This window comes from Pseudomonas sp. R11-23-07 (genome assembly GCF_003852295.1).
In the GTDB taxonomy this organism is placed as follows: domain Bacteria; phylum Pseudomonadota; class Gammaproteobacteria; order Pseudomonadales; family Pseudomonadaceae; genus Aquipseudomonas.
In genome coordinates this window covers 829028-847291 of record NZ_CP027761.1, presented here as the reverse complement: position 1 = coordinate 847291, position 18264 = coordinate 829028, and the positions used below count along the sequence as shown (strand labels likewise).

Genomic DNA, 18264 nt, shown 5'->3' with positions numbered 1-18264 from the left:
CTGAAGAGGGCTTGCGGCATTGGCCGAACTATATTCCGCTCTCGATGATGGTCGGCACGTTGTTGCTCCGGCACTTTCTGACCAGAACCTCAGCCCGCCAAGGTGTGGCGCTTGCCGAACAGCATCACGCTCCCCACCCCCACCGCCCCCATCACCACGCAATAGCCCACGCAAATCCACGGACTAGTGGGCATCAACGCAATCAACATCAGCGGCGTAGTGCTCGCCCACAGCGCATAGGCGATGTTGTAGGTGAAGGAAATTCCCGATACGCGCACATGCGCTGGAAACAACCCGACCATCACCGACGGCACCGCGCCCACCACCCCGCAGCTCAAGCCGGCCACGGCATACGCCGCGCCCAGCCAGACGCCGCCGTTGATCAGGCTGGCGTACAGGATAAACACCCCCACCGGCAACAGCAGGCTGTAGACCAGCACCGCGCGCCAGGCGCCAATGCGGTCGACCAGCAGGCCAGCCAGCACGCAGCCGATGTTGAGGAACACAATCCCCAACGCGCTCAAGGCGAAGGTGTGGCTGGGGCTCATGCCGAAGGTTTTCTGCATCATGGTCGGGGTGATGACAACCAGGACCACCACCGCCGACGTGAGCACACAGGTGAGGATCATCGCCGGCAGCAACACGGCGCGGTGGTCGCGCAATACGGTGCGCAGCGGCAGTTCGGCAGCGGCCTGGCGGCGGGCCTGCATTTCGAGGAATACCGGGGTTTCGCTGAGCCAGCGGCGCAGCCATACGCCAATCACGCCGAATACGCCGCCGAGCAGGAAGGGCAAGCGCCAGGCGTAGTCGAGAATCTCGGCCGGGGTGAAGACCTGTGCAAGCAGCGTGGCGGTGAGTGCGCCGAGCAAGTAGCCGAACGTCAGGCCGGCTTGCAGAAAACCCAGGGCATAACCGCGATGGCTGCGCGGGGCGTGTTCAGCGACGAAGGTCCAGGCGCTGGGCACTTCCCCCCCCACCGCGGCGCCTTGTAATACACGCAGCGCCAGCAGGATCAGCGGTGCGAAATAGCCGATTTGCGCGTAGGTCGGCATGATGCCGATCAGCAGGCAGGGCAAAGCCATCATCAGGATGCTCAGGCTGAACACGCGCTTGCGTCCCAGGTGATCGGCAAAGTGCGCCATCAGGATGCCACCCAGCGGGCGCGCGAGGTAGCCGGTGACGAAGATGCCAAAGCTTTGCAACAGGCGTAGCCACTCGGGCATTTCCGGGGGGAAAAACAGTTGGCTGAGGGTCAGCGCAAAGAACACGAAGATAATGAAATCGTAGATTTCCAAGGCGCCACCGAGGGCGGCCAGGCCCAGGGTTTTGTAGTCGGAGCGGGAAAAACGCTGCGCCTGTGACGAAAAGGTGGCAGTCATGTACGGGCTCGGCAGACAAACAAAATGGCGTGCAGGTTATGAGTTGAACCGGATGATGGCAATCGCGACGGATATATTTGTTTTACTCATTGATCAATGAAGATAACTACATTCCCAAATCAATGACCTTGGAGGAACATGCCGAAAAACTGCCATCCCCATAATAAATACAAGAGGAAAGACTCGTGGCCGATGCTATCGAAGAAAGCCGCTATGCCCGATTTGCCTTGCGTTGCTCCAACTTCGCCGAGCGCTGGTTCCCCGACTCCTGGGTGTTCGCCGCCCTCGCCGTGATCATCGTTGCCGTGGCGACCCTGGGCATGGGCGCTGCGCCCAGCGAAGCCGCCAAAGCATTTGGCGACGGGTTCTGGAGCCTGATCCCGTTCACCATGCAGATGGCCTTTGTGGTGATTGGCGGTTATGTGGTCGCCAGTTCGCCGCCTGCGGTAAAGCTGATTGACCGCTTGGCGCGCATCCCGAAGAACGGCCGTTCGGCGGTGGCCTGGGTCGCGTTGATTTCCATGGTGGCCTCCTTGCTCAACTGGGGCCTGTCCCTGGTGTTCGGCGGTTTGCTGGTGCGTGCATTGGCCCGTCGCACGGATTTGCGCATGGACTACCGCGCCGCTGGCGCTGCGGCCTACCTGGGCCTGGGTGCCGTATGGGCGCTGGGGTTGTCGTCGTCGGCCGCGCAGTTGCAGGCCAACCCGGGAAGCTTGCCGCCGTCAATCCTGGCGATCACCGGGATGATCCCGTTTACCGAGACCATCTTCCTGTGGCAATCCGGCGTGCTGTTACTGGCGTTGATCATCGTGTCGCTGATCATCGCCTACGCCACCGCACCGGGCCCGAACAGTGCGCGGGATGCCAAGGCCTGTGGCGTCGACCCGGCATTCAACCTGCCCAAGCCGCAGGCGCCGACCCGACCCGGCGAATGGCTGGAGCACAGCCCGCTGCTGACTATTCTGCTGGCGCTGCTGGCGGCCGGTTGGTTGTTCCACGAGTTCTCGACCAAACCGGCGATCAGCGCCATCTCGGGGCTCAACACCTATAACTTCCTGTTCATCATGGTCGGCGCGCTGCTGCACTGGCGCCCGCGCAGCTTCCTCGATGCCGTGGCCCGCGCCGTGCCGACCACCACGGGCGTGCTGATCCAGTTCCCGCTGTACGGCTCGATCGCGGCGCTGATGACCGTGGTCAAAGGCGGCGACGGCCAGACCCTGGCGCACCATATCTCGCTGTTCTTCACCTCCATCGCATCCCACGACACCTACGCCCTGCTGATGGGCGTGTACTCGGCAGTGCTGGGCTTCTTCATCCCCTCCGGCGGCGGCAAGTGGATCATCGAAGCGCCTTACGTGATGCAAGTGGCCAATGACCTGCAGTATCACCTGGGCTGGGCGGTGCAGATCTACAACGCGGCCGAAGCGCTGCCGAACTTGATCAACCCGTTCTATATGCTGCCGTTGCTGGGCGTATTGGGTCTGAAGGCGCGGGACCTGATCGGGTTTTCGTTCGTGCAATTGCTGGTGCACACGCCGCTGGTGTTGTTCTTGCTGTGGGCGTTGGGGACGACGCTGACGTATTTGCCGCCGGTGATGCCGTAGATAGCGGCAGACCGTACCTGCTAGTACAGTAGGTGCGGTCATTCAGTGGGGGGAAGGCGCTCCAGCAAATCGGGCAATGCGCTTTGTATCGTGTCCCAAACGACATCGAAGTTGATATCGAAGTAACCGTGAGCAATTCGATTGCGCATCGCGCGCATATTGCGCCAGGGAATGTATGAATGTTCTGTAGCGAAGTCGGGGTGCCGGTCCATGATTTTCGTCGACGCCTCACCAATGATGATCAGGCTCATGACCACTGCTTGTTGCGTTCGCCTGTCCTCCAAGAACTCTTCTTTGCTTAACCCCTCAACAAAGGTAATCGCGTCAGTGCAAGCTTGCTTGATGTGTTCCAGATAATCCCCAAGGCGATTTTCCGTCATACCGGACGAGCCTCAGCCAACACCTTCGCGCGAAACTTCAAAGGCAAATCACCGGGGGTCAGCAGATCCACATTGACGCCCAGCAAGCTTTCAAGCTCTACCTGCAACCCACCGAGATCAAAGAGCGTCGTTCCCGGCGGTGCGTCGACCAGCAGGTCCAGGTCACTGCCTTCGTGATCGGTCCCCAGTAATACAGACCCAAACACTCTCGGATTTGATATACGAAAACGTCCGACCACTTCTCTAACAGCGGCTCGTTGTAGATCAAGTGCAATTGAAGGTTTCACGGTTCACCTCGCGGCCTGCATCAAGAGGCCAGTCTAGCAGCGCTTATGCGGTGTAGGCACGGCCCACTCATCATAGGTCTGTCTTTGTTCCGTCACATTCCATTGCTACCGTCCTGCGAAACATCTTGCAACATCTCGCCAAGGACTCCCGCGCAATGAGTGACGAGCACGTAGACCGCCCTTCCACGGATTCGCCAGGCCAACCGCCGGTTGACACCAGTCGTCGGCGCTTCCTGGGGGGCGCGGCGGTACTGGGGGTGGGCGCGACCTTGAGTGCGTGCGGTAATACCGGCGAAGCACCGGGAAAACCGATGCCGCGCCCACTCACCTCGCAGGAGCTGGATAAAGCCTTGCGCGACAATGTGAAAACCGTCGTGGTGATTTACGCCGAGAACCGCAGCTTCAACAATCTGTTTGCAGACTTCCCCGGGCTGGAGAAACCTCTCTCGGCGCTTTCGGTGGCTGACGTTCAACAACGCGACCGCGATGGCAGCGTATTGACCACCCTTCCCCCGACCTGGGGCGGCGTGTTGCAGGTGGGCCCGCAAAGCGTGGATGGTGTGACCTACCCGAGCGCCGTGCAATTCCAGGAAAACCTGCCCAACGCCCCGTTCGCCCTCAAGGGCCCGGATGCGCAGGACTTGCCGCTGAGCCTGGTGACCCGTGACTTGTGGCATGTGTTCTACCAGAACCAGATGCAGATCAACGGCGGCAAGAATGACGGTTTCGTTGCCTGGGGCGATTCCGGCGGCCTGGTGATGGGCCATTACGCCCAGAGCCGCTATTCCCTGCGCCTGTGGGACGTAGCCAAGGAGTTTGTGCTGTGCGATAACTTTTTCCAGGGTGCGTTTGGTGGCTCGTTCCTCAACCATCAGTACCTGATCAGCGCCACGGCACCGATCTATCCGAATGCCGCGCAATCGGTGGCCAAGGCGCAGATCGCCACGCTGCAAAGCGATGACCCCGCCGACACGCGCCTCAAGCCCCTGGACACCTCGCCGGCCAGCGCCATGACCGGCCCGCCGCAGTTCGGCCCCAGCGCCTTGACGCCGGACGGTTACGCCGTCAATACGCTGGCTCCGCCCTACTGGCCGACCTGGATCCGCGACCCGCAGAACCCGGACTACGCCAAACCGGACCTGCCCAATGTGCTGGTACCGCAAACCCATGAACACATTGGCGACAAGCTCTCGAAAAAGAACATCGACTGGGCCTGGTACGCCGGCGCCTGGCAAGCCACCCTGGAGCAATTCAAGGACTCGGGCGGTATTCCCAAGATTCCGAACTTCCAGTACCACCATCAGCCGTTCAATTACTTCAAGCAGCAGGGCCCCGAGAACCGTGCCGAGCGCGACAAACGCCTGCGCGACGGCGGGTTGGGCGATGAGTCGAGCACCAACAGGTTCTTCGCCGACGCCCAAGCCGGCAAGCTGCCCGCCGTGACCTTCTACAAGCCCCAGGGCAACCTGAACATGCACGCTGGCTATGCCGATGTGGCCTCGGGCGACCGCCATATCGTCCGCGCCTTGAAGCTGCTGCAGGAAAGCCCGCAGTGGAACAACATGGTGGTGGTGGTGACCGTCGATGAGAACGGCGGCTGGTGGGACCACGTGGCACCGCCCAAGGGCGATCGCTGGGGCCCGGGCACACGGGTTCCGGCCCTGGTGGTGTCGCCGTTCGCACGCAAAGGCACGGTTGACCACACGCTCTACGACACCGCGTCGATTCTGCGCTTGATCACCCGCGTGTTTCAGCTGGAGACCCTGGACGGCCTCAAGCAAAGGGATGCCGCGATGATCGCGCGCGGCCAGAAACCCATGGGGGATTTGAGCAATACCTTGCAGTTCAGCGTGTAGGTTCACTTATCCAATCGCGACACATGTGGCGATTTAGCACGCGGTTTTCCCGGTCAGCCGCTACTGTGTGAGGGTGGGCTTTCATCCCGCGCAGACGGGCTTTCGCTGACAAGGAACCAATTATGTTCAAACCGACCAGGCTGTGCTTGACCCTGGCCGCACTGCTGGCCAGTGCGGTCGTACAGGCCGACATCGAAGTGCCGTTGGGCAGTACACAGCGTGTCACCCAGTTGTTCGCGTTTCCCAACAACTGCAACGTGATCTGTTTTCGGCCCTGGACGCTGGAGCAGACCGCCGAGCATTATTTGAACCAGAGCCTGCAACGTGACGGCTACAGCCGCGCCAAGGTCAGCGTCAAGGTGCATGACGGCCAGGTTGCGGCAACCTTCAGCGGCGTGCCGGACGGTTACGGCCAGCCCCTGACCACACTGCTCGATACCGCAGACCTGGCTTACCGAGGTGCCAGCCAGCTCAACAGCGACGGCAAGTGGGCCTATAACTGGTACTTGTTCCTGCCGCTGGGCATGGCCCTGGAAAACCGCAAAAGCATCGAGCTGCTGCATTTTCCGCCGGATTATTCGCTGACCCAGGCCCAGGACTACCTGGAATCGGCTACCACCGACCGCTGGGCGACCCTGCTCACCAGCAATGGCATTCCTGCCAGCGAAACCCCGGCCTACCAGACCATCATCGATATCGCCCCCATCGCCGCGCCGTCCAATGCGGGTAAAGACCTGGAAGCCGTCTACGGCTACTTCACCGACTACCAGACCCGCATGGTCAAGGAACTGAGCCTGCGCCCCAGCGATTCGCTGCCGATGGTGGCCTTCGGCGCGCCGGTGCGCAGCTGGATCAAGCAACAATACGGGCAAACGGTGGCGGTGCTGGGCCTGGCGCAGATCAACCCGGAGCCGGGCAAGCCGGTCTCGGTGCTCGGCGCCAACCATCCGAGTTATATCTGGTATGCCGCCAGCCCGGACACGTACGACGGCAATGAGCAGAAGGCCGATGAGGCCGGCTTGAAAGTGATGGGCCAGGACCTGAGCGCAGCCTGCTGGCAAGCCGGCATGGGCCAAAAACCCGCCAGCGACGCGAATGTATTGCTCAAGGCATGCATGAACACCTGGCAGGTCACGCGCAAGGAGCAGACCTGTGAACTGTTTTACACCTCGGTGCGCAACCTGAGCCCGGAGCAGGCCAACGCCAAATGCGCCACGCCCGCCATCAAAGACCAGCTGAAGCAGCTGCGCAGTGCAGCCCCTGCCCCCACCCTCGCACCGCCCGCGCTATGAGGAGCACCCAGGATTTCTACTGTCAGATTTGACAGTAGAAATCGGCTCTGACTTCGGTGAGTCTTGCGCGGCGCCCATTTGCGTGAGCGTAAACGGACTTAGACTTCGCCCAACGGCCGCAGGCGGTACTGCGGCGGCAATTGCTCGAAGCCACTGATGGTGGTGTTCAAGCTCTTCCAGCGGCCGTCCTTGATGCCATAGATACAGCCATGGATCGACAGGCTCTGCCCGCGGTGCCAGGCGTTTTGCACTATGCTGGTATGGCCGACGTTGGCCACTTGCTGAATCACGTTCAACTCGCACATGCGGTCGACGCGCTCTTCTTCGGTGGGCAACTGGGCCAACACGTCGCGGTTTTCGTAGTAGAGATCACGAATGGTGCGCAGCCAGCCGTCGATCAGGCCGAACTGACGGTCCTGCATCGCGGCGCGCACGCCGCCGCAGCCATAGTGGCCGGTGACGAGGATATGTTTGACCTTGAGCACATCGACCGCGTACTGGATCACCGACAGGCAATTGAGGTCGGTGTGCAGCACCACGTTGGCCACGTTGCGGTGCACGAACAGATCACCGGGCAACATGCCGACGATCTCGTTGGCCGGTACACGCGCATCGGAGCAGCCGATCCACAGGTATTCCGGGGTTTGCTGGCGGGCGAGCTTGGCGAAGAATTCGGGATCTTCCTGTTTGATCGCATCCGCCCAGCGTTCGTTGTTGTCTAGCAGGTCTTGTAGTTCGTTCATCAGGGAAAGCCTCAGGAATGATGCGCAGTTTTGTGACTGACAAGCCTTCGTCCAGGTCACGCCTTGCGCAAATTAGCTTGAATCTTTGCGGCGCAAAGCCTGTCCACACACTATAAGCCCCACAGTATGAGGATTGGCCATGACTGAATCACGACGTCCCTACGGCGCTACGCAGCCCGAACCGATTGATGATAACGAAGACCGCATGGGTTCGATGCGCGAGCTGGATTTTGATGAAGAAGACCAGACCGCGGAAATCGGCGATGAACTTCCACCTGGCGAACGCGAGCACCTGATGCCCGACGAACGGGTGCGCGAGGCCGGGCTGACCGGGGCTTCGACGGATGACCATGAGTCGACCGATGATGACATGAGCCCGGAAACGCTGATCCATGAGGACGGCGCGCGGGATGCAAGGGAGGAAGGTGAAGATAGCGCGGCGGATTATGACCTGAGCATCGTCGATGAAGATGAAATTGGCGGTGGGAATGGGTTGGATGAGGCTGAACTGGCTGACCTGGACCCGCTCGACGGCAAACGCTGACCCAACTCGGGTCAAAATGTGGGAGGGGGCTTGCCCCCGATAGCGGTGTGTCAGTCAACTCATGTATTGGCTGAACCACTGCCATCGGGGGCAAGCCCCCTCCCACATGGATTTCGGTGTCTAGTCGACCAGGGTGCAGGCCATCACGACCGCGTCCTCACGGCCGCCTACCGCAGGGTAGTAATCCCTGCGACGGCCAATTTCGTTGAAGCCGTAGCGTTCATACAAGCGGAATGCGCCGGTATTGCTGTCACGCACTTCCAGGAAACACTCACGAGCATTGGCCGCATACGCGCGGGACATCAGATGCTCGAGCAGCGCCAAGCCCAAACCTCGGCCCTGATTCTCCGGCTTCACGGTGATATTGAGCAGATGCGCCTCATCGAGGATGATCTGCACCACGCCATGGCCCACCTGTTGCTCACCTTCGAACATCAGCCAGATCTGGTACTTGCCCAGCCCGTCGAGAAAGATGCCCCGGGTCCAGGGGTGGCTGAACGCTGCGTATTCGATCTTCAGCACGGCATCGAGGTCAGCCTCGGTCATCGGGCGGAAGGATAAAGCCTCACTCATCGGTTGTTTTCCAGCGCGCCATCAGCCGGCGCATGGCTTGCCAGATATCAGCCTTACGCTGTGGCTCTTCCATTAATAATTCCAGGCCCGGCAGGGCCCATACCGAACCCAGGCCTTCAACCTGCAGTTCGCGGTACCAGGCTTCGGCATCCGCCTCACCGGCAAAGCGCACGGCCGGCAAGCCGATCAGCCATAGGCAGACGCACGGTTCGTCTTCCAGGCGTGCCGCAACAAAACTCTGTACAAAATCCCGTGCGGCGTCCGGGCCCTGGTCCATGGTGCCGCGCACCAGCAGTGGCCAGCGCACCGGGTCGCCGACGATTTGCGGGCTGTCGGGCAGGCCGGCGGCGCGCAGCATGTCCTTGAGCAGCAGGTAGGCCGGGTCGCGCGACTGGAAACGTTCGCCGGTGGGCAATTCCACCAGCAGCAGGCAACGCCCGGCGCGCAGCAGTTGCAGGGCAAAGCGTGGCGTCGGCACGACCGGGGCCTTGGCCACCGGGGCAGTGTCTTCGGCGACCACTGCCTTGACCACCGGTGACGGGCGCGGCACCTCGATCTTCGTGCGCTCCACCGTCGGCCGCGTTTCGGGCACAGACTTGATCACCGCCACCGGCGCGGCGGCTTCCTCGCCTGACGGCGCGAACGCTTCATAGGGCTCCGGCGCCTGCAACAGCTCGGGCCGCGACGGCGCGGCAAACGGCAGTTCGGTGCGGGGCAGCCAGTTGACCACCTGCATGGCGCTCAAGTAAGCGCGACGTCGGGACTCGGTAAGCACAGCTCAGCCACTTGTGGATAACTAAAGAGCGGGGATTCTACCGCTGTTCGGCAACAATCGCCCACTGCACACTGACCGGCTGTGGATAAATCCCGCGCCCGATGCAGTACAATCGCGACTTTTAATCGCCAACCAGCCGGCCTTTCCCATGATCGAACCCAAGCGCGTCCTGCGCGCCCTCGCCGAACACTGGGCCTTACTTGAGCCACTGTGCGAACACTTCGACCAAGGCACCCTGAGCCTGGGCGAACTGCGCGCGCAACTGGCCGCCCAACAATTGGACAGCACGCCCCAGGACATCACCAGCCTGCTGGACGTGTGGATCCGCCTGGATATCCTGGTGCCGGTGGCCAAGAGCCCGAACCGCTTCGAGCTCAACGCGCAGATTCACGACTTCCTGGCGTATCTTCGCAAGGAGCACCGGCTTGGCCTGTGCCTGGAAATCGAAGCTTACCTGCGTCATCTCGAGCGCCTGGCCGGTTATATCCAGGACGCCTTCGACATCCGCGATGGCCACGACCTCGCCCGACAACTGCGCCTGCTGGATATGCGCGTGCGGGATGTGCTGAAAAAACTCGCCAACGACGAACAGGCCCTCGCTGCCGTGGCCGACCGCGCCAAGACCAGCGACCGGCAGATCCCGTTGCGCCAGCGTTACGCCGAGGTCTTGGCCACCTGGGACGAATACGTCGAACCGATGATCCAACTGGTGAACGCCGACGGCGCGTTCGAGCAAGGCGTGCGCAAGGTGGAAAACGTGCTGCTGCGCATGCTCACCGAGCAGCAGCGTCTCGGCCACCTAGTGGACGACGACATGCTGCTGCGCACCCACGCGCGCATCCTCGAGATGCAGACCAGCGCCCAACTGACCCTGCGTCATGCGCGCGAGCTGCTGTTGCCGCTGCGCGAAGAAGCACGCCGGCACAACGCCGTGACCCGTGGCGCGGCGCTGGCCCTGTCGGCCATTCGCCGCAAAGGGCTGGACGCGGTGCCGCAGGCTGCCATGCCAATGTTCAGCCGGCCGCAAAGCACCTTCCTCGGCAGTGCCAGCCAGGTCGAGGCGTATGTGTATGCCCTGGCGAATTTCGAGCCGAAACCGGCGCGTTTCCCCAAGGCGCACAAAACCCACAAGGGCGAAGCCCCGCGCGCACCGCGAACGGTCAAGGAAATGCTCGAGCGCTGCGAAGACGCACTGCCGATGCCGGACCTGATGACCTGGCTGCTGGAGCAGGAGCCGAACGGCGCGACCGACGAATTGTTGTACTGGTTCTCGCGGCTCTCGCGGGAAAAACGCTTCAAGCGCGAGCGCCTGGAACGCCGCGATTACCACACCCACGAGCACCAGGTCAGCCTGCGCTCCTTCGCCCTGCTCCCGGCCAGCTCTGACGCGGCCGAGCACTCTGCGAGCATCCCAAATGCATCTTGATCTATCCGAACTGTCCCAGCTGGCGCCGATCTTTCGCGAGCTGTTCAAGGGCTACCACGTCAGCCGCCGCGACCCGGAGCTGTACGCACAACTGTCGAATTTCCAGGACCAGTACCGCACGCTGTTCAAGGCCCTGGGCTTTGAGCTGGTCTGCGATACCCGTGGCTTCTACTACTTCGTGCCGGACTCCGCGATTGCCAGCGCGCAGGTAAACAAGACCGCCCAGCGCCTGGCGTTGTTCACCTTCATTCTCGTCGAACACCTGGCCGACCAGGGCCGCGACCCGGTTGCCGTGCTCGATGGCGGCAGCCTGGGCCGCGATGAACTGCCGTCGTTACTGGAGAAATACCGCGACCTGTTTATCCAGGCCGAAGTGCAGACCCAGGAAGAACTCGAAGAAAAAATCATGCGCCGCATGACTCAGCTGGGTTTCGCCAGCGAAGACAACGGCATCTATCGCTTCCTGCCGCCGATGCACCGTTTCCTTGATGTATGCCTGTCGGTGCAGCAGGACCGCGACCTCGCCGCCAGTGTGCACAGCGTCTTGCCGTTGCCTGCGCCGGTGATCATCGACGAAGACAGCGATGAAAAACTGCTGAAGACCGATGACCCGCTGGACTTGAGTGACTTCGCCGAAGACAGCGAAGAAGACGCCCTCGCCCGCGCCATTGCCGAAGAACAGGAGACCGACGCATGAGTAAGGAACGCTACGGCATACGCCGCTTCGCCCTGTTGAATACCGCCGGCTACAGCCTGGGTTTGTTCCCGCTGGAAGAGCCACTGTCGGTGTATGGCGCGAACAACCTGGGTAAATCCGCGTCGATCAACGCTTTGCAGTTCCCGATCCTGGCGCGCATGTCGGACATGAGTTTCGGCAAGTACACGCTAGAGCAATCGCGACGCTTCTACTTTGCCACCGACACCAGCTACATCCTCGTGGAAGTCTCGCTGCCCCACGGCCCGCATGTGATTGGCGTGGTCGGGCGCGGCCCGGGCGGTGGTTTCGGTCATCAGTTCTTTGCCTATGCCGGCAAGCTGGACCTGGCCCACTATCAGAAAAACGATACCTGCCTGCGCCAGAAAGAACTGTTCACCAACCTTGAGCGCGAAGGCCTGAAGGCCTATGAACTCAAGCCCGACGAACTGCGGCGCCTGTTGGTGGGCGGCCACACCTCGATCCCGCTGGACCTGACGCTGATCCCACTGCGCTCCACCAGCGAGCAGAGTCTTAAGACCTTCCGCGCGTTGTTCATCAACCTGCTGCACATGCGCGAAATCACCGCAGCCAAGCTCAAGCAATTGTTCCTCGATGCGTTTGAACACAGCCTGCGCTCCGGCAGCGTCGATTACATCGCCGCGTGCGAAGAAGCCTTCCGCGATGTACGGCGCATGGAGCAGGACTACAACTCCTTGGTGGCCGCCGGGCCGTTGGTCGAAGCACTCGCCAATGGCGTGAAACAGCGCGACATTTTGCGCGGCAAATTGCATCGCCTGTCGCCGTTGCTCGATTCGCTGTTGGGCACCTGGTCGGATTACGCCAGTGCGCGCAAGGAAGAGCTGACGATCCAGGCCGAACACTATCGCAACGAGCAGGATGCGCTGCAGAACGACCAGCGTGGCGGCACCCAGGAGCTGATGCGCCTGGAGCGCGAGATCAGTGGCATCCAACGCTGGTTGGGCGAGTTGTCGGTGCTCAAGCATCGCTTCGCGCTGGTCGATGATGTGCGGGTGCTGGAGCAGCAACTGCTCGCGGCCAAGGACGCTCACGACGAATTGGCGGGTGCGCTGGCGCAGTCGCGTCAGTTCAGCGCCGAGGACCTGGACGAGCGTCTGCGCGACCTGGAAAAACGCTTGAAGTCGGTCAGGCAGCAGCTTGATCACGCGGACAACAACAGCTACGCCAAGCTGCGCGAAGAATTCTCGCAACAGGATGTCGAGCGCTTGATGCGCCTGTTCAACAGCGCGTTGTTCAGCCTGCCTCTAGGTGAACATGGCATCACGCTGGATGAGCAAGGCCAGTGGGTCAAATCCCTGGAACAGATCCTCGATGGTTTCAAGGGCGAGCGTTTCGAAGTGCCGGGGCTGTCCATCGACATCTCGCACATCGAGCCTCCGGCGTTGCAGGCCCTGGCGGATCGCGCGGCGTTGCGCGACCAGAAAGAGCGCCTGGAAAAAGAACTCAAGCAACTGAAAACCCAGCAAGCGGTCGCTTCCGACCGAGCGGCGAGCAAGACCCAGACCGAAGCGCTGTACCAGCAGGTATTGGACGCGCAGAAGGCGCTGGAAGATTTCCGCCGCACCCAAACCCTGAGCGCGGAGGAAGGCGAGAAGCTGGAACACCTCGCGCAGATGGAAGCGGCCCAGGATGAACTGAAGCGCTCCAGCGATGCGTTCACCGAGCGAGTCCAGCAGCTGTCGGCCAAGCTGCAATTGGTCGGCCGCCAGATTGGCGATATGGAAGCCAAGCAGCGTACGCTGGACGACGCGTTGCGCCGGCGCCAGCTATTGCCGGCGGACCTGCCGTTCGGCACGCCGTTCATGGACCCGGTCGACGATTCCATGGACAACCTGCTGCCGCTGCTCAACGACTATCAGGACAGCTGGCAAGGCTTGCTGCGTGCCGATGGCCAGATCGAAGCGCTGTATGCGCAGGTGCGCCTCAAGGGTGTGGCCAAGTTCGACAGCGAGGACGACATGGAGCGGCGTCTGCAACTGCTGATCAACGCCTATGCGCACCGTACCGATGAGGCATTGACCCTGGGCAAGGCGCGCCGCGCGGCCGTCACCGATATTGCGCGGACCTTGCGCAATATCCGCAGCGACTACGACAGCCTGGAACACCAACTGGCGTTGTTCAACCGCGAGATCAACAAGCGCCAGGTCTCCAACCTGCAGAGCTTTCGCATCGTGCTGGCGCCGAACAAGGAAGCCCTCAAGCATATCGACCAGATCATCCACAGCGCCGGTCAGTATGAGGAAGGCGAAACGTTGTCGGTGTTCGACCTCAGCCAGAGCGCCGAGCAGGACAACAAGAACGAAGAAGCCAAGGAATACCTGGCCCGCCTCGTGGCGGCCAACCATAACCAACTGGGCCTCAAGGACCTGTTCGAGCTGGCGTTCGAGATCACCAAGGTGAACGGCCAACCAGTGATTCATACCGACATCGACGGCGCCGCGTCCAACGGCACCACCATGACCATCAAGGCGCTGACCAACATGTACTTGTTGCTGCACTTGATGGACCGCGACCAGGCTGGTCGCGTGCGCTTGCCGTACTACCTCGACGAGGCGGCGGATATCGATGAGAAGAACCAGGCAGCGTTGCTGGAAACCAGCCTGCAGTTGGGCTTCGTGCCGATCCTGGCCAGCGTGAAGCCGCAGGTGTCTGCCCAGGTGGCGATCGACCTGGAAGGCGGCAGCGGGCCGAACGGCATCTACATTGATGAGGCGGACTGGAAATATATCCGTCGTCACGATGCGGTGAAGGCCACGCTGAACGTGCAGGCGGACGAGCCGGAGCTGGATGCCGTCTGACGTGTAGCGCTGAAAGGCAAAAAGGCCGCGATCGTTTGGATCGCGGCCTTTTTTGTGGGTTTTGCAGTGATTTTTAAGGCCTCATCGGGGGCAAGCCCCCTCCCACACTTGAATGTATTCACACATCGGAACGTGGGAGGGGGCTTGCTCCCGATAGCCGCGCCTCGGTCTACTTGCCGAGTGGAATCTTCGGCGCCCAGGTCAGCCACTCATCCTCAAACTTGTCGAACAGTGCAAAGGTCTGCTGCGGCCGTGCCGGGTTACCCATGCGTTCGCCTTCAGGCGTGGCAAAGGCGATACCGCCGGCAACCAACGTCTCCAGGGACTCGGTACGCACCGTCGCGCCCTTGAACAAGCCGAAGTCGAGCCCGAAGCCGCTGGCGTTCCAGAAGCGACTGCCACTGCGTACCAACGGCGCGTATTTGGGCTCGATCAGGATGTGCACCAGGACACGGTCGGCGGTCTGTCCCAGCTCATAGCCGGTAACTTTGCCCACGGTGACTTCACGGTAGGTGACGGGCACGCCTTCCTTGAGCGAACCACGGCGTGCGGCGCTGAGTGTCAGGCTCAGGCCGGCCTGCTGACGGGCGGTTTCAGGCGGTTGGGCAAGGGCGACAAAGCTCTTCTGCGCGCCGGCGTTTTTCGCGGCCGGTTGCACTTCGATGTATTGACCGGTGACCAGGGTTTCCAGATTTGCTGTCTTCATCAGGCCCAACTCCGGCTTGACCACCCAGAACTGGCTGCCAACCCGCGCAATACGGTCCGCAACCTGGGTGATACGCGCCTTGAGCAGCACCGATTGCATGTCGGCACTCAGGTCCACGCTCTCGAGCTTGCCCACTTCCAGGCCTTTGAAGCGCACCGGCGTGCCTGGGCTCAAGCCGTCGGCGCGATCGACCTTGATGGTGACCAGGGTGCCATGTTGATTGGCAGCCTCACGATCGGCAAACAAGCGGAAACGGGGGATGCGTCGTTTCAGCGGCACATTCGGTTCCGGCGTTTCGAAGGCGATGCCGCCGGCCATCAGACTGGCCAGGGATTCACTTTTCACCTGGATACCACCGGTAAGCCCGCCGGTGAGGGTGACACCGCTGGCATTCCAGAAACGTGTCGAACCGTTGACCAGGCTTTCATACTCTTTCTCGATATGAACGCCGATCACCAATTGCTTTTTCTTGCGTGAAAACTGGTAGCTCTGTACCGAACCGACTTTGACCTGCTTGTACAGAATCGGGCTGCCGACATCCAGCGAGCCGAGGTTGTCGGTGAGCAACACCATGTGCAGGCCTGGGGAGCGCAGATCCAACGGTGGCGCCTTGGCGCGCGCCACGTATTCACGTTGTGGCGGGGTGCCTTTGTCGCCGGGGCGGATGGCGATGTAGTTACCTTTGACCAAGGCCTCCAGCCCGGTAATGCCGGCCAGGGAGATGGACGGCTTGACCACCCAGAATTGCGTGTCCTGAACCAGGTAGTCTTCGGCCAATGGGTCAAGGGTCAATTCAGCGCTGGCGCTGGTCAGGTCCGGGTCGATCTTCAGGGTTTTCAGGCTGCCGACCTGGATACCTTTGTACATCACAGGAGTGCGACCAGCCTGCAGGCCTTCGAAATCGGTGAGTTTGACCTTGACCTTGATGCCCGCGGCGGCGGCGTCGAAATCCTCGTACAAGCGAAAAGGCAGGCTCGGGTCGGTTGGCGGGCTGTCTTTGCGGTTTTCCGGGGTGGCGAAGGCAATACCACCGGCGACGATACTGGAGAGGGATTCACTGCGCACCTTCACACCGGACAGATTGGCGTCGATGCTGATGCCGCTGGCATTCCAGAAACGCGTGTGTTTGCGCACCAGGTTGGCGTAGGTCGGTTCGATATAAACCTTGATCTCGACAGTGCTCTGGTCTTCAGACAACAAGTAACTTTTGACCTGACCCACCTGGATCTGCTTGTAGAACACCGGGCTGCCACGGTTCAGCGAACCCAAGCGATCAGCCTTGAGGGTCAGGTGCAGGCCGGGCTTGGCGTCGGATAACGGCGGCTCCTCGGAAAGCGCCTTGAATTTGCGGGTGGGCTCACCATCCCCCGGGCTTGCGGCGATGTAGTTGCCCGAGACCAGGGTTTCCAGGCCGGTGATGCCGGCGAGGCTGACGCTGGGCTTGACCAGCCAGAAGCGGGTGTTGGTCTTGAGGTATTGTTCGACGTCCTTGTTCATCTCGATGGTGGCAATCACCCCGCGATTGCTGCCTTCGTCATCCAGCGCCAAGGCCTTGACCTTGCCCACCGTCATCCCTTTGTAGACCACTTCGGTCTTGTTGACTTGAATGCCTTCGCCGCTTTCAAAGCGGACCTGAATCTCGATACCTTGCTGGGAGTAGGCACGCCACCCCAGCCAGCCACCGATGATCAGGGCGATCAGGGGCAACACCCAGATGGCCGACCAGTTGGACGCAGGGCGGGTTTTAGCTTTAGGCAAATCACTCATGGTCGTCATCCGACTCCGTGTTATCCCAAATCAGTCGGGGATCGAAGGTTACTGCGGCAAACATCGTCAAGATCACCACACTGGCAAACGCTGCAGCGCCGAGATTGGCTTCGACACTGGCAAGTCGCCCAAAGTTTACGACCGCCACCAGAATGGCGATCACGAAGATATCCAGCATGGACCAGCGACCGATGAATTCGATAAAGCGGTACATGATAATGCGTTGTTGCGCAGACAGCGGTTGCCGGCGCTGCACCGAAAACAGCAGCAGGCCGATACCCACAAGCTTGAACGTCGGCACCAGGATACTGGCGATGAACACCACGGCGGCAATCGGAAACATGCCGTGCTGTACCAGCTGGATCACGCCGGACATGATGGTGCTCGGGTCGCCTTGGCCGAGAGAGTTGACGGTCATGATCGGCAGCAGGTTGGCCGGGATGTACAGGATCGCCGCAGTCACCAGCAGTGCCCAGGTGCGTATGAGGCTATTGGGACGACGCGGGTGGATCAGCGCACCGCAACGGGTGCAGAGTTGCTCATCGGCATCGGCTTGCTGCTTGTTCAACTCATGGCATTCGGTACAAATCAGAATGCCTGCATCAATTGCCCGCATGGTCATCCTCTCCTGACAGCGCTTGCCAGATCTGGTGGGGTGACATCACCACCTCGAGCAGAATCTGAACCATTAACAGACTTACAAAGCAAACCAGACCCAAGCCAAGCGTAATGGAGGCCATGTCAGCCAGCTTCACAAGTGCCACCAGCACGCCCATCAAGTAGACCTCCAGCATTCCCCAATCTTTCATATGGTGGTAGATGCGGTAGAACAGCAGTCCATAACTGCGACCGATGTTCCAGCGGATGCTGAGCAGCACAGCCAGCTGGCACACCAACTTGAGCAGGGGGATGCCCATGCTGCACAGGAAAACCACGACGGCAACGCCTTGCATTCCGGTGTTGAACAGGCCGACTACGCCGGTCCACACGGTGTCCTCCGAGGACTGCCCGAGTAGATTGAGCTGCATGATGGGTAAAAAATTCGCGGGGATATACAGCAGCAGTGCTGCCAGCACCAAGGCGAGGCTGCGCTCGACGACATTGTGACGATGAGCGTAGAGCTCGTAACCGCAACGTGGGCATTCAGCCTTCTCACCGAGGGCGAGCGAGGGTTTGCGCATCAGAAGGTCGCACTCATGGCATGCCACCAAGTCGTCCAGGGGTAAGTCCGACACCTCAAGGGCATCAACCGGATCGGGCATAAATAGGGCTCGGGCTCTAAAAAAGGTTAGGTGCCTATTCTAGTGGTCTGGTTCAGAAATAACTGTGCAAATTTGTCGGAGGTGGTGAGGGAGTGTTGGCACTTTTCGACCGCCCAAAACAAAACCCCATCTGCTT

16 protein-coding genes are annotated in these 18264 nt (G+C 60.9%); 7 read left to right on the top strand and 9 right to left on the bottom strand.

Translation table 11 applies throughout. The annotated features are described in order from the left end of the window. Nucleotides 1-89: 89 nt before the first annotated feature. Nucleotides 90-1379 (bottom strand): MFS transporter, encoded by a 1290-nt coding sequence (locus C4J84_RS03595; RefSeq protein WP_124369491.1) that lies wholly within the window; start codon nt 1377-1379, stop codon nt 90-92. A 185-nt stretch (nt 1380-1564) separates the two neighbouring features. On the opposite strand from C4J84_RS03595, the gene C4J84_RS03590 reads away from it, so the two are divergent. Continuing rightward, nucleotides 1565-2983, top strand: a complete 1419-nt coding sequence (locus C4J84_RS03590; protein WP_124365724.1) for a short-chain fatty acid transporter — start codon at nt 1565-1567, stop codon at nt 2981-2983. Nucleotides 2984-3021: 38 nt separating this feature from the next. Here the strand turns inward: C4J84_RS03590 and C4J84_RS03585 are convergent, their stop codons facing one another. Together C4J84_RS03585 and C4J84_RS03580 are read right to left on the bottom strand one after the other, a co-directional pair. Further along, on the bottom strand, nt 3022-3363 hold the full coding sequence (locus tag C4J84_RS03585; RefSeq protein ID WP_124369490.1) for a DUF86 domain-containing protein: 342 nt from the start codon (nt 3361-3363) through the stop codon (nt 3022-3024). Beyond that, the gene (locus C4J84_RS03580) at nt 3360-3650 is read right to left on the bottom strand and encodes a nucleotidyltransferase family protein (RefSeq protein ID WP_124361163.1); all 291 of its coding nucleotides are present in this window, start codon (nt 3648-3650) and stop codon (nt 3360-3362) included. Before C4J84_RS03580 ends, C4J84_RS03585 begins: the two co-directional genes overlap by 4 nt. 155 nt (nt 3651-3805) lie before the next feature. Here C4J84_RS03580 and acpA point away from each other — a divergent pair, with 155 nt between their 5' ends. Beyond that, nucleotides 3806-5506, top strand: a complete 1701-nt coding sequence (acpA, locus tag C4J84_RS03575; RefSeq protein ID WP_124369489.1) for an acid phosphatase — start codon at nt 3806-3808, stop codon at nt 5504-5506. 122 nt (nt 5507-5628) lie between these two features. After that, nucleotides 5629-6798: a hypothetical protein gene (locus C4J84_RS03570; protein WP_124369488.1), complete on the top strand. Its 1170-nt coding sequence runs from the start codon at nt 5629-5631 to the stop codon at nt 6796-6798. 98 nt (nt 6799-6896) lie between these two features. Here the strand turns inward: C4J84_RS03570 and can are convergent, their stop codons facing one another. Beyond that, a complete protein-coding gene (gene can / locus C4J84_RS03565) occupies nt 6897-7541 on the bottom strand; it encodes a carbonate dehydratase (protein WP_124361159.1) in 645 nt (214 codons plus the stop codon). Between the two features lie 139 nt (nt 7542-7680). Here can and C4J84_RS03560 point away from each other — a divergent pair, with 139 nt between their 5' ends. Beyond that, nucleotides 7681-8085, top strand: a complete 405-nt coding sequence (locus tag C4J84_RS03560; protein ID WP_124369487.1) for a serine kinase/phosphatase — start codon at nt 7681-7683, stop codon at nt 8083-8085. Nucleotides 8086-8205: 120 nt separating this feature from the next. On the opposite strand, the gene rimI is transcribed toward C4J84_RS03560, so the two are convergent. Beyond that, nucleotides 8206-8658, bottom strand: a complete 453-nt coding sequence (rimI, locus tag C4J84_RS03555; protein WP_003188286.1) for a ribosomal protein S18-alanine N-acetyltransferase — start codon at nt 8656-8658, stop codon at nt 8206-8208. Then, on the bottom strand, nt 8651-9394 hold the full coding sequence (locus C4J84_RS03550) for an energy transducer TonB (RefSeq protein WP_124372383.1): 744 nt from the start codon (nt 9392-9394) through the stop codon (nt 8651-8653). The genes rimI and C4J84_RS03550 overlap by 8 nt, the downstream gene beginning before the upstream one ends. A gap of 187 nt (nt 9395-9581) precedes the next feature. On the opposite strand from C4J84_RS03550, the gene mksB reads away from it, so the two are divergent. From mksB to mksF, 3 genes are read left to right on the top strand one after another with little or no spacing between them, the layout of a single operon-like run. Beyond that, a complete protein-coding gene (mksB, locus tag C4J84_RS03545; RefSeq protein WP_124369486.1) occupies nt 9582-10859 on the top strand; it encodes an Mks condensin complex protein MksB in 1278 nt (425 codons plus the stop codon). Further along, complete coding sequence (mksE, locus tag C4J84_RS03540; protein WP_124365719.1) at nt 10849-11556, top strand: Mks condensin complex protein MksE; 708 nt, start codon at nt 10849-10851, stop codon at nt 11554-11556. The genes mksB and mksE overlap by 11 nt, the downstream gene beginning before the upstream one ends. Then, nucleotides 11553-14393, top strand: coding sequence for an Mks condensin complex protein MksF (mksF, locus tag C4J84_RS03535; protein ID WP_124369485.1), 2841 nt, complete (start codon nt 11553-11555; stop codon nt 14391-14393). Before mksE ends, mksF begins: the two co-directional genes overlap by 4 nt. 169 nt (nt 14394-14562) lie before the next feature. Here the strand turns inward: mksF and C4J84_RS03530 are convergent, their stop codons facing one another. Genes C4J84_RS03530 through C4J84_RS03520 form a run of 3 tightly spaced genes read right to left on the bottom strand, consistent with a single transcriptional unit; the run spans nt 14563 to nt 18128 of the window. After that, nucleotides 14563-16866, bottom strand: coding sequence for a PqiB family protein (locus C4J84_RS03530; protein ID WP_124369484.1), 2304 nt, complete (start codon nt 16864-16866; stop codon nt 14563-14565). Further along, complete coding sequence (locus tag C4J84_RS03525; protein WP_124361153.1) at nt 16859-17482, bottom strand: paraquat-inducible protein A; 624 nt, start codon at nt 17480-17482, stop codon at nt 16859-16861. Before C4J84_RS03525 ends, C4J84_RS03530 begins: the two co-directional genes overlap by 8 nt. After that, nucleotides 17469-18128: a paraquat-inducible protein A gene (locus C4J84_RS03520; protein ID WP_124369483.1), complete on the bottom strand. Its 660-nt coding sequence runs from the start codon at nt 18126-18128 to the stop codon at nt 17469-17471. Before C4J84_RS03520 ends, C4J84_RS03525 begins: the two co-directional genes overlap by 14 nt. Nucleotides 18129-18264 lie beyond the last annotated feature (136 nt).